Annotated in this window: 12 protein-coding genes; 3 read left to right on the top strand and 9 right to left on the bottom strand. The window is 69.8% G+C overall.

The window, feature by feature from the left end; all coding sequences use genetic code 11:
* Positions 1-127: 127 nt before the first annotated feature.
* The gene (locus CKO28_RS13020) at positions 128-1,690 is read left to right on the top strand and encodes a peptide chain release factor 3 (RefSeq protein ID WP_200341221.1); all 1,563 of its coding nucleotides are present in this window, start codon (positions 128-130) and stop codon (positions 1,688-1,690) included.
* 280 nt (positions 1,691-1,970) lie between these two features.
* Here the strand turns inward: CKO28_RS13020 and metH are convergent, their stop codons facing one another.
* The 6 genes from metH to CKO28_RS12990 all read right to left on the bottom strand — a co-directional run bounded on the left by metH (position 1,971) and on the right by CKO28_RS12990 (position 9,336).
* Positions 1,971-5,546, bottom strand: coding sequence for a methionine synthase (metH, locus tag CKO28_RS13015; protein ID WP_200341215.1), 3,576 nt, complete (start codon positions 5,544-5,546; stop codon positions 1,971-1,973).
* Positions 5,547-5,549: 3 nt separating this feature from the next.
* A complete protein-coding gene (gene metF, locus CKO28_RS13010; RefSeq protein WP_200341214.1) occupies positions 5,550-6,428 on the bottom strand; it encodes a methylenetetrahydrofolate reductase [NAD(P)H] in 879 nt (292 codons plus the stop codon).
* Positions 6,429-6,432: 4 nt separating this feature from the next.
* Positions 6,433-7,425, bottom strand: a complete 993-nt coding sequence (locus tag CKO28_RS13005) for an ArsR/SmtB family transcription factor (protein ID WP_200341213.1) — start codon at positions 7,423-7,425, stop codon at positions 6,433-6,435.
* An 829-nt stretch (positions 7,426-8,254) separates the two neighbouring features.
* Positions 8,255-8,713 carry a hypothetical protein gene (locus tag CKO28_RS13000; protein WP_200341212.1) on the bottom strand — a complete coding sequence of 153 codons (459 nt, stop codon included), beginning with the start codon at positions 8,711-8,713 and terminating at the stop codon, positions 8,255-8,257.
* A gap of 121 nt (positions 8,714-8,834) precedes the next feature.
* Positions 8,835-9,092 (bottom strand): DUF1289 domain-containing protein, encoded by a 258-nt coding sequence (locus tag CKO28_RS12995; RefSeq protein ID WP_200341211.1) that lies wholly within the window; start codon positions 9,090-9,092, stop codon positions 8,835-8,837.
* A gap of 4 nt (positions 9,093-9,096) precedes the next feature.
* Positions 9,097-9,336 (bottom strand): hypothetical protein, encoded by a 240-nt coding sequence (locus CKO28_RS12990; RefSeq protein ID WP_200341210.1) that lies wholly within the window; start codon positions 9,334-9,336, stop codon positions 9,097-9,099.
* Between the two features lie 276 nt (positions 9,337-9,612).
* On the opposite strand from CKO28_RS12990, the gene CKO28_RS12985 reads away from it, so the two are divergent.
* Together CKO28_RS12985 and CKO28_RS12980 are read left to right on the top strand one after the other, a co-directional pair.
* On the top strand, positions 9,613-10,380 hold the full coding sequence (locus CKO28_RS12985; protein ID WP_200341209.1) for an SDR family NAD(P)-dependent oxidoreductase: 768 nt from the start codon (positions 9,613-9,615) through the stop codon (positions 10,378-10,380).
* A gap of 70 nt (positions 10,381-10,450) precedes the next feature.
* The gene (locus CKO28_RS12980) at positions 10,451-10,684 is read left to right on the top strand and encodes a superinfection immunity protein (protein WP_200341208.1); all 234 of its coding nucleotides are present in this window, start codon (positions 10,451-10,453) and stop codon (positions 10,682-10,684) included.
* A 16-nt stretch (positions 10,685-10,700) separates the two neighbouring features.
* Here the strand turns inward: CKO28_RS12980 and CKO28_RS12975 are convergent, their stop codons facing one another.
* The 3 genes from CKO28_RS12975 to CKO28_RS12965 form a co-directional block, all read right to left on the bottom strand.
* The gene (locus CKO28_RS12975) at positions 10,701-12,362 is read right to left on the bottom strand and encodes a PAS domain S-box protein (RefSeq protein WP_200341207.1); all 1,662 of its coding nucleotides are present in this window, start codon (positions 12,360-12,362) and stop codon (positions 10,701-10,703) included.
* A gap of 69 nt (positions 12,363-12,431) precedes the next feature.
* Positions 12,432-13,790, bottom strand: a complete 1,359-nt coding sequence (locus CKO28_RS12970; protein ID WP_200341206.1) for a lyase family protein — start codon at positions 13,788-13,790, stop codon at positions 12,432-12,434.
* A gap of 19 nt (positions 13,791-13,809) precedes the next feature.
* Positions 13,810-14,652 carry a 3-oxoadipate:acetyl-CoA acetyltransferase gene (locus tag CKO28_RS12965; RefSeq protein ID WP_200341205.1) on the bottom strand — a complete coding sequence of 281 codons (843 nt, stop codon included), beginning with the start codon at positions 14,650-14,652 and terminating at the stop codon, positions 13,810-13,812.
* Between the last annotated feature and the right edge of the window lie 2 nt (positions 14,653-14,654).

Here is a 14,654-nt window from a genome sequence, read left to right as displayed (position 1 = left end):
CCACCCGCTCCGCGTCCCATATCTGGGCCAGCCTGAGAGCCGACGCGTACGCGAGAGACAGGAGACCCCCTTGGCCGACGCAGCGCCGACCGTACCGACCGATCCAAGCAGCGCGCCGGACACGCCCGTGGGCCGCGCCGCGGCGAACCGGCGGACGTTCGCGATCATCTCCCACCCGGACGCCGGCAAGACCACGCTGACCGAGAAGCTGCTGCTGCTGGGCGGCGCGATCCACATGGCGGGCCAGGTGAAGGCGCGCGGGGAGCGCCGGCGCACCCGCTCGGACTGGATGCAGATCGAGCAGCAGCGCGGCATCTCGGTCACCACCAGCGTGATGACCTTCGAATACAACGGCGTGACCTACAATCTGCTCGACACGCCCGGCCACGAGGACTTCTCGGAGGACACCTACCGCACGCTGACCGCCGTCGACAGCGCGATCATGGTGATCGACGCCGCGCGCGGCATCGAGAGCCAGACCCGCAAGCTGTTCGAGGTCTGCCGGCTGCGCGACGTGCCGATCGTGACCTTCGTCAACAAGATCGACCGGGAGGGCCGCGACCCCTTCGAGATCCTGGACGAGATCCAGGAGACGCTCGCGCTCGACACCGCGCCGATGAGCTGGCCGGTCGGCATGGGCGGCATCCTGTCCGGCGTCTACGACCTGGCCGGCCGGCGCTTCCTGCCCTACGCCAAGCAGGGCGCGCACCCGGACCCGATCGCGGCCGAGCCGTCCGAGCTCGGCCAATACGTCGCCGACGAACAGGCCGCCCAGCTCGCCGAGGAGGCCGAGCTGGCGCAGGAGGCCTGCCCGCCATTCGACCTGCAGGCCTACCGGGAGGGGCACCTCACCCCGGTGTTCTTCGGCTCCGCGCTGAAGGAGTTCGGGGTCGAGGAGCTGCTGGCGAACCTGGGCCGGATCGCCCCCTCGCCGCGCACCCAGCCGGCGCAGCCCAAGCCGGTCGAGCCGGCGAGCGACAAGGTCAGCGGCTTCGTCTTCAAGGTCCAGGCCAACATGGACCCCAACCACCGCGACCGGATCGCCTACGTCCGCCTGGTTTCCGGCCACTTCAAGCGCGGCATGAAGCTGAAACAGGCGCGCACCGGCAAGACCATGGCGGTGCACAACCCGATCATGTTCTTCGCCCAGGACCGCGATCTGGCGGAGGAGGCCTGGCCCGGCGACGTGATCGGCGTGCCCAACCACGGCACCCTGCGGGTGGGCGACACGCTGGTCGAGAGCGGCGACACCAAGTTCACCGGCATCCCCAACTTCGCGCCCGAGATCCTGCGCCGCGTGCGCCTGGACGATCCGATGCGCGCCAAGCACCTGAACCGCGCGTTGGAGGACCTGGCCGAGGAGGGCGTGACCCAGGTGTTCCGCCCCGTGATCGACAGCTCCTACATCGTCGGCGTGGTCGGCCAGCTGCAGCTGGACGTCCTGGAGCAGCGCATCCAGAGCGAATACAACGTCAAGGCGCACTTCGAGCCCGCGCCCTACGACACCGCCCGCTGGGTCTCCTGCGACGACGCCGACAAGCTGAAGCGCTTCCTGGACCGCAACCGCTCCGCGGTCGCCCAGGACCGCGACGAGGCGCCGGTCTACATGGCCCGCAACTTCTGGGACCTGGGCCGGATCCAGGAGGACTGGCCGGACATTACCTTCTCCGCGACGCGCGAGCGGACGTAATCCCCGCGCGCAACCACCGAACAAAAAAATGCCCCGCCGTCCTTATTGTGCGGACGCGCGGGGCGCGTTGAGGCTGGAGGCGCCGGTGGGGCGGAAAGCGTAACGCCGCACCGGTGGATCGGTCCCTGCCCGGATCGAGACGCTCCGGCGCGAGCGCCGTGAGGCAGGGGCCGCGCCCGGGCGGCCAGCCTAGGGGCCGCCCGGGGCGTCGTCGGCTGGCCGGTTGGCGGTGCGGGCCGGCGGTCGTTGGCCGGCCGTCCCTGCCGACGGCCCGCACGCCTTAGATCGAGAAGTACTTGGCGTGCTTGTTCAGCAGCACGAGCGCGCTCGTGCTCTGCTCCGGGTGGAGCTGGTCCTCGTCGGACATCTCCACCCCGATCTTGTCGGCACCCAAGAGGTTCAGGAGCGGCTCCTGGCTCTTCAGGTCCGGGCAGGCCGGATAGCCGAACGAGTAGCGGCTGCCGCGGTAGTGCTGGTGCATCAGCTTGTCGATGTCCTTGGCGTCCTCGCTGGCGAAGCCGCACTCCGCGCGGATGCGCTTGTGGACGTATTCCGCCATCGCCTCGGCCATCTCCACGCCCAGGCCGTGCAGGTAGAGGTAGTCCTGGTAGCGGTCCTCGTTGAACCACTGCCGGGCGACCTCGGAGACCTTCTGACCCATGGTGACCACCTGCAGCCCGATCACGTCGCGGTTCTCCGGACCTTCGGAGATGTCGCGGACGTAGTCGGCGATGCACTTGCGGTCCTTGTTCGGCTGCCGGGGCAGCTTGAAGCGGTGCGCCTCGGTCTCGCCGTCGGGCTGGAACAGGACCAGGTCGTTGCCCTCGCCCGCGGCCTTCCAGTAGCCGTAGACCGCCTGCGGCAGCAGGATGTCCTGCTGTTCGCAGATGTCCATCATCCGCTTCATGATCGGCCGCAGCTCGGTCTTCGCCCACTTCATGTACTCGTTGAGCTTGCGGCCCTGCTTCCGGTAGCCCCACTGGAACTGGTAGAGCATCCGCTCGTTCAGGTACGGCAGCACGGTCCGCGCGGGCACGCGGGCGAGCACGGTCGGGCCCCAGAACGGCGGCTCCGGCGGCGCCTCCTCGCCGGCCAGCTCGATCCGGCGCTGGCGCAGCTCCTCCGGCTCCATCGTGGCGTAGGCGTCGTTCGCCGCCTGGGCCTCGCGCTCGCGGCGCTTCTTGCCCTTGCTGCCCTTGTCGCCGGACTTGCCCTGCTGGCCCTGGCCGGAGCCCCCGGAGCCGGCGGACGCGCCGTCGGTCCCGGTCGCCCGCTCCGCCTCGGCGCGCTGACCGATCGTGCCCTTCTTGACCTGGTCCATCAGGGTCAGGCCGTCGAACGCGTCGCGGGCGTAGGCGACCGCCCCGGTCTCGTAGGCCTGGGCGCAGTCCTCCTCGACGTACTGCCGGGTCAGCGCCGCGCCGCCCAGGATCACCGGAACCTTGAAGCCCTGGCGGGACATCTCCTCCAGGTTCTCGCGCATGATCACGGTCGACTTGACCAACAGGCCGGACATCCCGACGGCGTCGGCACCGTGCTCCTCGACCGCCTTCATGATGTCGTTGAGCGGCTGCTTGATACCGAGGTTCACGACCTTGTAGCCGTTGTTGGTCAGGATGATGTCCACCAGGTTCTTGCCGATGTCGTGGACGTCGCCCTTGACCGTGGCGAGCACGATCGTGCCCTTCTCGGAGCCTTCCTGCTTTTCCATGTGCGGCTCCAGGTGGGAGACCGCCTGCTTCATCGTCTCGGCGGCCTGCAGCACAAACGGCAACTGCATCTTACCCGCGCCGAACAGCTCGCCGACCTCCTTCATGCCGTTCAGGAGGTGGTTGTTGATGATGTCGAGCGGGTCGTACGACTGCAGCGCCTCGTCGAGGTCTTCCTCCAGGCCGTTGCGGTCGCCGTCGACGATCCGCTGGGCGAGCCGCTCGTCGACGTTCTCCGAGCGCGCCTTCTTCTCCTGCGCCTCGCCTTCGCGGCCCCTAAACAGGTCGATGAAGGCGTGCAGGGGATCGTGGGTCTCGGTCCGCTTGTTGTAGATCAGGTCGAGCGCGGCGTTGACCTCTTCCTCGGGGATCGCGTGCAGCGGCTTGATCTTGGAGATGTGCAGGATCGCCGCGGTCATGCCGCGCTTCTCCGCCTCGTGCAGGAACACCGAGTTCAGCACGTGGCGGGCGACCGGGTTCAGACCGAACGAGATGTTCGACAGCCCCAGCATCACCTGGGCGTTCGGGATTTCCGCGCGGATCCGCTCGATCGCGTCCAGGGTGTTGATGCCGTGGTTGCGGTCCTCGTCGTTACCCGTGCAGATCGTGAAGGTCAGCGGGTCGAAGATCAGATCGCTTTCCGGCAGACCGTGGTCGGCGGCGAAGTCGCGCAGACGCTTGGCGACTTCCAGCTTCTTGTCGACCTCCTTGGCCATGCCGTCTTCATCGATCGTCAGGGCGATCACGGCCGCGCCGTACTTCTTGGCCAGCTTCAGGCGCTCGGAGGGCGGCTCCTCGCCGTCCTCGAAGTTGATCGAATTGATCGCGCCCTTGCCGCCGTAGAGCTTCATCGCCGAGTCCAGGACCTTGAGCTCGGTCGAATCGAACACGACCGGCGGGGTGACCTGGCCGCGCAGACGGCTGATCACCTCGTGCATGTCCGACACCTCGTCGCGGCCGACGAAGGCGGTGCAGACATCGAGCGCGTGACTCGCCTCGCGCTGCTGCTCCTTGGCGATGTCGATGCAGGCGTCCCAGTCGTTCTGGTCCTGGGCATCGCGGAACCGCTTGGAGCCGTTGGCGTTACAGCGCTCGCCGACCGCCAGGACGGTGTTCTCCTGGCGCAGCGGCACCTGGGTGTACAGGCTGGCCAGCGACGGCTCCCAGGTGATCTGACGGTCGACCGGCCTGGGCCGGATCGCGTCCGTGTCCCCCTGCTCCTGGGCGACCTCGCGCAGCATCCGGTCGAGCGCGCGCAGATGGTCGCCGGTGGTGCCGCAGCAGCCGCCGATCATGTTGACGCCGTCCTCGGCGACGAACCGGCGCAGCCAGTCCGACAGCTCGCCCGCGGTCAGCGGATAGACGGTCTGGCCGTCCTTCAGCTCCGGCAGGCCGGCGTTCGGCTGGACCGAGATCTCCTTGGGCCAGTTCTCGCAAATCCACTGCAGGTGCTCGGCCATCTCCTGGGGACCGGTGGCGCAGTTCATGCCCATCGTGTCGACGTCGAGCGAGTCCAGGATCGTCCCGGCGGCCGCGATGTCGGTGCCGACCAGCATGGTCCCGGTGGTCTCCACCGTGACCTGCACCATGATCGGCACGTCCTGCTTAAGCTTGCGCATCGCGTCGCGCGCGCCGTTCACGGCCGCCTTGACCTGCAGCGGGTCCTGGCAGGTCTCGATCAGGAACGCCGAGATGCCGCCCTCCAGCAGACCGTAGGCCTGGTCGGCGAAGCCCTTCTCCAGGCTGTCGTAGTCGATGTGGTCCAGCGTGGGCAGCTTGGTGCCCGGGCCGATCGAGCCGAGCACGAAGCGCGCGCGGCCGTCGTCCTTGAACTCCTCGATGGTCGCCCAGGCCAGCTCCGCGGCCTTGCGGTTGATCTCGTTCGCCTGGTCCTGCAGGTCGAACTCGGCCAGCGTGATCGACGACCCGCCGAACGAGTTGGTCTGGATGATGTCCGAGCCGGCCTCCAGGAAGCCGCGGTGGATCGTCTGCACCGCATCCGGGCGGCTCAGGTTCAGGATCTCCGTGCAGTTCTCGGCGCCGCGGAAGTCGCGTTCCAGCTCCAGGTCGAGGGACTGCACGGCCGTCCCCATGCCGCCGTCGCACAGCAGCACGCGGTCCTTAATCGCATTGAGGAAGTCGCTCATGATTTATGCGGCCTCCTTAAGGCGCGGCTTGACGCCCATCCGGCGGCAGACCGCGTAGGTCAGCTCGGGCCGGTTGAGCGTGTAGAAATGGAAGTGATGGACGCCCTCGTTGAGCAGCCGGTTGCACTGGTCGGCCGCGACGGAGGCGGCGACCAGCTGCCGGGTCTCGGGGTCCTCGTCCAGGCCGACGAAGGTGTCTTCCAACCACTGCGGGATCTTGGCCCCGCAGCCCTGCGAGAAGCGCTTCACCTTGCCGTAGTTGAAGATCGGCATGATCCCGGGGATCAGCGGCACGTCGATGCCGGCCCTCGCGCAGCGGTCGCGGAAGTGCAGGAAGTCGTCCGTCTCGAAGAAGTACTGCGTGACGATCCGGTCCGCGCCGGCGTCGACCTTGCGCTTCAGGTTCTCGGTGTCGGCCTCTTCGGAGGGGCTGTTCGGGTGGATCTCCGGATAGGCGCCGACCGCGATGTTGAACGGCGCGATCTCCTTCAGCGCCGCGACCAGCTCGGCGGCGTGGCCGAAGCCGTCCGGGTGCGGCTGCCATTCGGTCTCGCCCTTCGGCGGGTCACCGCGCAGCGCCAGGATGTTGCGCACACCCTGCTCCCACCAGCGGTCGGCACGTTCGATGATTTCCTGCTTGCTCTGGCCGACGCAGGTCAGGTGCGCGGTCGGCGTCTGGTTGGTCTTCTGCAGGATGTCGGTGACGATCCGCTCGGTCCGGTCCTGGGTGGAGCCGCCGGCGCCATAAGTCACCGAGAGGAATTCCGGCTCCAACGGGGCCAGCTTCTCGATGGTTTCCCACAGCCGGGCCTCGCCCTTGTCGTCGGCCGGCGGGAAGAACTCAAAGCTGACCTTGATGTCGCCGTCGTGAAGCTTGCTCATGATCTCAGGCGCTCCCTGCTCGAGCCGTGATACGGCTGTTGTCCGAAGATGTGTCGTTGGCGGCGTCGTTGGCCGGCCGGCGCGCGCACCAGAGGCACACGGTCAGCGATCGGCCGGGCAAACGGTCCGTCGCGGTGGGCACCAAGCCGACCGCCCGGAACCAACGTTCCAGTTCCTCGTCGGCGAACCCCAGCCGACGGTGCGCGTGCTGTTCGCGCAGGTACTCCTCGTGGTGCGGCGCGAAGTCGACCACGATCAGCCGGCCGCCGGGCTTGAGGGCGCGCGCCGCCTCGCCGATCGCGCCCGCGGGGTCGTCGGCGTAGTGCAGCACCATGTGCACCGTGATGGTGTCGAACGACTCTCCCGGGGTCGGCAGCGCGTACATGTCACCCTGCCGGACCTGACAGTCGCGCATGCCCGCGCGCTCCAGGTTCGCCCGGGCCACCGCCAGCATCTCGCGCGACCGGTCGATCCCGACCGCCCGCTTGTAGCGGTCGGCGAACACCTCGAGCATCCGGCCGGTGCCGGTCCCGATGTCGAGCAGCCGGCCGACCTCGTCCTGCGGCACCAGCCGGCGCAGCGCGGCCTCGACCTCGGCGTCGTCGACGTACAGCTTGCGCAGCTCGTCCCACTGCGGAGCGTTCTTGCGGAAATAGGCATCGGCCATTTCCGCGCGCTGGCGCTTGACCTGCTCCAGGCGCTCCAGGTCCCGGGCGTGCGCCTCGTCGCCGTCGGGCAGCAGGTCGACCAGCACGTTCGACAGCTTCGACGCCGGGCCGTCCTGCGCGATCCGGTAGAACGCCCACTGGCCTTCCCGGAACCGCTCCAGCAACCGCGCCTCCACCATCAGCTTGAGATGGCGGGAGACCCGCGGCTGCGACTGCCCCAGGATCTGGGTCAGGTCGCTGACCGTCAGCTCGGCATGCGCGCACAGACCCAGGATCCGGAGCCGGGTCGGCTCGGCCACGGCGCGCAGGCCTTGCAACAGGTCGTCCATCGGCTTGGCTGCCCCTTCGATCTCAAGGTTTTGCGCGGCGCCCCAAGGGCCCGCGCCATAACGACATAACAATATCCTTATGTCGTTATGTCTTATCGGACCGGCGGAGTCAACATCCCGGCAAAACACCTGGCTGCCGAAGCAGGCGCGACGGCCTGGGAAACTGCGCCGCGCGGCCGCGTACACGGGGGCCGGCGGCGCACCGCTGCAAAGCCAGATGCGGAACGTTCAAGACACCGCCTGGCTGGGTCCGATCTGCGAACGCGCCTCTCGGGCGAGCTTCAGCCCCCCGCCGACCCGGCCTTGAGGCATAGCGCTCTTGCACAACCTACGCCCGGAACACGCAAAAGTTCCCGCCCGGGACACCTGTCGGCGGTTATTGGATATCGATAAGTGCGGCGGCGGAAACCGTGCGGAAGCGGGCCCAGAGCGCGCGGGGCCCAGAGAGCGGGCCCCAGAGAGCGGCGGCCCAGAGAGCGGCGGCCTGAGGGCAGGTCCAGCGCGCTGCGGCCCAGACAGACGAAACCCCGGAACCGGGAATGCCGGTGCCGGGGCTTCTAGCGGGCGCTCCGACGGGTGGGTTGTGGCATCATCAGACGGCCATGGCCCCCAGGGTCAAGAGCGCGATCGCGACGACGTAAGAAACGCCGATCATGTTGAACGGGGTCATGGCGCGCGGGCTCCCAGCTATGCGGTTACGGTGACCTGCCGGTACGGCTTGCGCCGACCCGACCGGGCACGCGTATAAGTGCGCTTCCCGGGACCTGTGGACAACTGCAATCGGCGCCCGCCGGCCCTGCCCCGATTGCATGGCTTTCGGTTAATCGCGTTAACGGCTTTGTGGGAGTTGGGCCGGCCCGGCGCCGCTTGCCTGCCGCAGCAGGCTCGCCACCAGGACGCGCCGGTTGGGCTCCGGCATCGTGCCGTCCAGACACAGGCGCAGCAGCAGGCAGGTGCGGGTGGCATCGCAGGCCTGCCCCGGCGCGCGCCCGCCCAGTTCGGTCGCCAGCTCGCGTCCGGGCCCAGCGATCCGCCAGGTGACCTCGCCCGCCGGGTCCAGGCCGTCGGCATCCAGGTAGCCGTCGGCGTGCAGCCGCTCGACCGCCGCCCCCACGCGGTTGTGGTCGGTATCGAAGCCGGGGGCCGCCAGACGCCGCACGCGCGCAGCGATCGCCGAGCCGCTCAACGGCCCGCCGTCGACCGCCATCAGGACGGCCAGGGTGAGCAGCCCCTCCGCGTCGAGCGGGCCGGCCGGGTGACAGGTTTGGTCGGAACCGCAATCGGTCATGGCGCCCTCAGGCTCTGGCGGCCGGGCGTACAGATGGCGCGGCGGCCTGTCCAGGCGAGGTGTCGCACGCGCGTCGGTGACGAGTCGGGCGCGTGGCGCGGGATGTATCCGAAACGCCGGATCAGGCGGCCTCACCGTCCGGCAGCGGTTTGGCCCGCGCCTTGGCGTGCTCGTGCCGGGCGATCAGCTTACGGCCTTTCTTGCTGTCCGGCTTGGCGTGCGTTTCCAGGATACGCAGCCAGACGGCGTGCTTTTCCTGCGGGCTGAGCTTTTTCCAGCCCTTTTCTTCCGCCTTGGTCCGGCCGCATGCCTTGCAGATCTTCTTCTTGTCGAAGTCGCAGATGTCGACGCAGGGATTCTTCGTCAGGAGACCGCTCACGCCGCTACCCCGCGACGGCCTGGACACACGCGCCGGCGAGCGCGACCCCGGCGAGCAGGCCGACCATCGCCGCGGCGACCCGGTGGCTGCCCGCGGTCTGCGCGAGCCCGGTCGTCAGGTCCCGCCGCACCCGACGCACCGACCGGGACCGGCGCGCGCCCGCGTACGGCGCCGTCTGTCCGGCGGCCGCGCCGGTCGTTTGGCCGTCGCGGCTCGCGTAGGTTTCGCCCAGCGTTGCGGTCATGTCGCGCGCGCGCCTCATACCGGAGAACCCTGCGGCCGCCGCGCATCGTTACGCGGTTGCCGCGTCTGCCAAGGACCGTCACCACGGCCCGGATGCCTGCCGTTCCAGGGTGGCGTCGGTTTCACGCCCGGCTCCTGTAATTGCAGATCATTCTCACCTGCAAGATAGCGGCGGGACGCGCGGCCTGTCAATCGGAGGCCGCCCGAGCATCGGCCTGACACGCGGGTCCGAGTCGGTTAGGCTCCGGCCGCAACATCGCCACGCTAGGGAGCGGTCATGTCGTTCGAAGATCTGCGCGACAAACGGGTGCTGATCACCGGTGCGAGCACGGGCATCGGGGCCGCCGTGGCGCGGGCGTTCGGCGCCCAGGGCGCGCGCGTCGGCGTGCACTACAACGCCAGCGCCGAGCCCGCGCAGGCGGTCGCGCAGGACGTTGAGGCCGCCGGCGGCCGCGCCCGCCTGCTCAAGGCCGACGTGCGCGATCCCGCCGCCCTGCGCGCGGTCGTCTCGGAGTTCGCCGGGGCCGAGGGCGGGCTGGACGTCCTGATCAACAACGCCGGCGGCACCCACGGCCGGACGCCGATCGAACAGATCGACGACGCGCACTACGACAGTCTGGTCGACCTGAACCAGCGCTCGGTGTTCGTCGCCAGCCAGGCGGCGGTGCCCTACCTGCGCGCGGCCGGCGGCGGGGCGATCATCACCACCAGTTCGATCGCCGCGCTGTCCGGGGGCAGCGGCGGCATCGCCGTCTATGCCGGGACCAAGGGGTTCGTGGTGTCGTTCACCCGGTCGCTGGCGAAGGAACTGGCAGACGCGGCGATCCGGGTGAACGCGGTGTCGCCGGGCACGGTGGACACCCGCTTCCACGAGGTCGCCTCGACCCCGCAGCAGCTGGAAAGCGCCAAGGGCAAGATCCCGCTGGGCCGGCTGGGCGCGCCGCAAGACCTCGTCGGGACCTTCCTCTACCTCGCCAGCCCTGCCCTGTCGGGCTACGTCACCGGTCAGGTGATCGAGGTCAACGGCGGCGCGATGCTGCGCTGACCGGCTGCCCAACCCCGTTTCAGAGCAGCATCCAACCAGATCGAGCGCGATTCACCGGAGGTCGGCAGGCATGCCCGTCGTGGAGTTCTACAGCGTGATGGCGATCGCCATGGTCGGCTACCTGCTGCCGCTCGGCGTCGCGCTCTATTTCAAGCACCGGCGCACCCGCGCGATCGCGCTGGTCAATATCCTCGCCGGCTGGACGGTGGTCGGCTGGTTCCTCGCCATGCTGATGGCGTTCGCGGAGCAGCCAGCCGGACGCGCCGGCCCGAAGGACCCCGGGGCCCCGGGCGATCAGCAGTAGCGGCCGCGGGCCTCCCCTACCCGGCCGCGCGCCGCGGCGCTTCGTAGGTTTCCGGGTCCAGCATCACCCGTGTCGCCGGCAGGACGCAGGTCGCCGTGGTCCCCGCACCGGGTTCGGTGTCGACCTCCAGCTTGCCGCCGTGCAGCTGACTGAGCGTGCGCACCAGGGCGAGGCCGAGTCCGGTGCCCTGCTGCCGGCGGCTGTAGACGTTGTCCAGCTGCGCGAACGGCTCGAACGCCCGCGCAAGTTCCTCCGGCGCCATGCCGACGCCGCTGTCGGCCACGCTCAGGCGCATCCGGCCCTCCGGGTCCAGCCGGGCCGACAGGCTGACCTGCCCGCCCGGCTCGGTGAACTTGATCGAGTTGGACAAGAGGTTGATCAGCACCTGCTTGATCCGCGTCTTGTCGGCCAGCACCGGCGGCAGGTCCTCGGGCACGTCGTGGCGCAGTTCGAGCAGCGCGCTTTGCGCCCGCTCGCCCAACAGCCGGATACAGGCGTTCGCCAGGTCGGCCAGGTCGACCGGCTCCTCGCTGAGGTCCAGGCGGCCGGCCTCGATCTTGGACAGGTCGAGGACGTCGTTGATCAGCTCCAGGAGATGGTTGCCGCTCTCCCGGATGTCGCACAGGTATTCCAGGCGCTGTTCCTCGGGCAGATGCGGACAGCTGACCAAGAGGTCGGAAAAGCCGATCACGGCGTTGAGCGGCGTGCGCAGCTCGTGGCTCATCGCCGCCAGGAACTCGGATTTTGACTTGCTCGCGACCTCGGCCTCGTAGCGCGCGTGCTCGATCGCCTGCTGGTGCGCCTCGCGGTCGGTGATGTCGCGCATGAACGCGTTGAAGGTCCGCCCGCGCGGCGTCCAGGTCTCGGTGATCGCCAGCTCGCAGGGGAATACGGTGGCATCGCGCCGGCGGGCGGTCGTGCGGACCCGGGTGTTCAGGAACCAGGCGTCGCCGGCGCGCAGCTGCGCCATCATCGACCAATGCGCATCCAGCTCCGCGCCGGGCACGATCAGGGCGGCCGCCGGCCGGCCCAGCACCTCTTCGCGGGACCAGTTGAACATCTGCTCGGCGGCCTGGTTCCAGTCGACGACCACGCCGTCGGAATCGATCGAGAAAAACGCGTCAAGCGCCGAGTCCAGCACGTCGCGGGCGTGCGCCTCCGCGGCGTCGGCGTCGGCCCGGGCGGTCACCGTCTCGGTCAGGTCGGTGCCGGTGCCGCGGTAGCCGAGGAACCGGCCCTTGCGGTCAAACAGCGGCTTGCCGTTGATCTGGAAGACGTAGCGCCGGCCGTCCTGGTGGACATAGCTGTAGCGGAATCCGTAGAACGGCGCGCGCGCCCGGATCGTCTCCAGGTGATCGGTCCATTCGTTGGCGAAGAAGCCATCGCGCGCGGCCAGACCCTCGCGGTTGAAGCCGACGAACAGCTCGCGCGACAGGCCGGTCACCTGTTCGAAACGGTGGGAAAAATAGGTGAAGCGGTTGTCGGTGTCGGTTTCCCAGACCCAGTCGGCCGCCAGCTCGACCACGTCGGCCAGCCGCTGCCGGGTTTCACGCGCTTCGGCGTGCTGCCGGCCGAGCCTGGCCACGGTCGCACCGAGATAGCTGACGCCGACCAGCAGCAGCGCCGCGGCTACCATCACCGCGACGGCGATCACCCCGAAAAGGTGTGTGGCCGTCACCCTGTCTCGCCCCGCTCGATCTACCTGCCGCAGCGCGTCACGGTAGCGCCGCGGGCGTTAACAAATCGTTCACTTCGTGCGCGGCTTGCCGGTTTCGCCTTGGCGCTCGTCGGACGCCAGCTGGCTCAGGGCGCGGTCGACCAGATCCGGCGCCGGGCCGAGCAGGCGCTCCGCTCGGCGCAGGTCGGCCCAGTCCACCGCGGCGTCGCTCTGCCGGGCCAGCACGTCCAGCAGGTGTTCGCCCGCGTCGCTTGCCGTACGGCACGCTGCGGCGACGGTCGCTTGGGCGTCCACCCGCGGCACGTGCTCGGCGAGGGCGAAGCTGGCGGCCTCTGCCATCGGCAGGCCGGCCCCGCCGGTCACCGCCGCGGCCATCCGGTGGGTATCGACCGTAAGCGCGTCCAGCACCGCGCGCGCCCGGGCCAGGCCGCCACCGGCGGCCATGGCCACTTGCGGCAGGTTGAGCCATTCCAGCGTCCAGGCCGCGCCGTCGCGCTCCAGCGCGTGCAGCTGGGCCTGGTGCGCGGCGGCCAGGCTGCCGGCGGCGTGCCGGGCCAGCGCGACCAGCGTTTCCGCGGCCACCGGGTTGGCCTTGTTCGGCATGGTGGACGAGCCGCCGCCGCTCGACAGGCGCAGTTCCGCGACCTCCGCCTGGCAGCCGTGGGCGACGTCCTGGCCCAGCTTGCCAAGCGCGCCGGCGATCCGCGCCAGGGCGTCGGTCAGCGCGAGCAGTCCGTCGCGCTCGCCGTGCCAGGCGGGAACCGACGGCGCCAGGCCCAGCTCGCCGGCCAGCGCGTCCGCCACCGCCGGCCCACGATCGCCGAGCGCCGACAGGTTCCCCGCCGCCCCGCCGAACTGCACGCACAGGACCTCGCCGCGCAGCGCCGCCAGGCGCGCGCGTTCGCGCGACAGCGGCCTCGCCCAGGCAAGCGCCCGCAGCCCGAAGCTGGTCGGCACCGCCGGCTGGGTCCGCGTACGCGCCAGACACAGGGTCGCCCGGTGCCGGGCAGCCAGCGCGGCCAGCCGCTGGACCAGATCGCGGGCCCGCCGGTCGACCAGATCGCACAGGTCGCGCAGGGCCAGCACGCCCGCGGTGTCGACGATGTCCTGGCTGGTCGCGCCGTAGTGCACGTAGGCCGCGGCCTCGGCGTCCAGCGCGGCGCGCAGCTGGCGGACCAATTCCGGGACCGGCACGCCATCGCGCGCGGTCGCCGCGCCGATCGCGGCAAGGTCCGGCTGGAGCGCGGTGCCGGCATCGACGATCCGGCACGCCACCCCGGGCGGGATCACGCCCAGCCGGGCCTGGGCGCACGCCAGCCCGCTCTCGACCCGCAGCATGTCGGCGATCCTGCGGCTGTCGGAGAATAGCGCCCGGACGTCCGCGTCCGCGAGCAGGTCGCCGGTCAGGGCGGAATCGAACGCGGACACACTCACCTCCCGGCCGTCGTCAGCCGGCCGGGACCGTTTGCGGCAGCGACAGCAACCGGCGCGCTTCCGCGCAGCTCGCCGGGTGCCGGCCGTAGTCGCCGCAGAGCTGGGCGACGCGCTGCACCAGTTCGGCGTTGCTGGCCGCCAGCCGGTCCTTGTCGAAGCGGATGTTGTCCTCCAGCCCGGTGCGGCAGTGTCCGCCCAACTCCAGCGCCCAGTGGTTGACGGTCAGCTGGTGCCGGCCGATCCCGGCGGCGGTCCAGGTCGCTTCCGGCATGTGCTTGTCGAGCTGGTCGATCTGGAATTCCAGCACCTCGCGGTTGGCCGGCATGGCGTTCTTGATCCCCAGGACGAACTGCACGTGCAGCGGCGCGCTCAGCTCGCCACGCGCGGCCATGTCGAACGCGGTGTAGAGCATCGACAGGTCGAACACCTCGATCTCCGGCTTGACGCCGTGACGCTGCATCGCCGCCGCCAGATCGGCCACCAGATCGGGGTGGTTCTCGTAGATCATGGTCGGGAAGTTGCAGCTGCCGGTGGCGAGCGAGGCCATGTCGGGCGCCAGCTGCAGCATGCTGCCGCGCTCCGCCGCCGCGCGGCCGCGCCCGCCGGTGGAGAACTGCACGATCATGCCCGGGCAGTGCTTGCGCACGCCGTCCTGGTAGCGGGCGAACTTGTCGGGATCCGACGACGGGCTCTCGTCGTCGTCGCGCACGTGGACGTGGGCGATCGAAGCCCCGGCCTCCCAGGCGGCGTGGGTGCTCTCGACCTGCTCGGCCACCGTGATCGGCACCGCGGAGGTGTGTTCCTTGCGCGGAACCGAGCCGGTGATCGCGACGGTGATGATGCAGGGATCGGTCATGA

The sequence above is a fragment of the Rhodovibrio sodomensis genome (assembly GCF_016583645.1).
Classification (GTDB): Bacteria; Pseudomonadota; Alphaproteobacteria; order Kiloniellales; family Rhodovibrionaceae; genus Rhodovibrio; species Rhodovibrio sodomensis.
Note: the sequence above shows the minus strand (reverse complement) of the source record. Positions and strands in the feature narration are given on the sequence as shown.

Bases quoted from the DNA above. Each gene is read 5' to 3' on its own strand.
- CKO28_RS12965 (WP_200341205.1), bottom strand. From the start codon at position 14,652: ATGACCGATCCCTGCATCATCACCGTCGCGATCACCGGCTCGGTTCCG.
- metF (WP_200341214.1), bottom strand. From the start codon at position 6,428: ATGAGCAAGCTTCACGACGGCGACATCAAGGTCAGCTTTGAGTTCTTC.
- CKO28_RS12980 (WP_200341208.1), top strand. From the start codon at position 10,451: ATGCCCGTCGTGGAGTTCTACAGCGTGATGGCGATCGCCATGGTCGGC.
- metH (WP_200341215.1), bottom strand. From the start codon at position 5,546: ATGAGCGACTTCCTCAATGCGATTAAGGACCGCGTGCTGCTGTGCGAC.
- CKO28_RS12985 (WP_200341209.1), top strand. From the start codon at position 9,613: ATGTCGTTCGAAGATCTGCGCGACAAACGGGTGCTGATCACCGGTGCG.
- CKO28_RS13000 (WP_200341212.1), bottom strand. From the start codon at position 8,713: ATGACCGATTGCGGTTCCGACCAAACCTGTCACCCGGCCGGCCCGCTC.
- CKO28_RS12990 (WP_200341210.1), bottom strand. From the start codon at position 9,336: ATGACCGCAACGCTGGGCGAAACCTACGCGAGCCGCGACGGCCAAACG.
- CKO28_RS13005 (WP_200341213.1), bottom strand. From the start codon at position 7,425: ATGGACGACCTGTTGCAAGGCCTGCGCGCCGTGGCCGAGCCGACCCGG.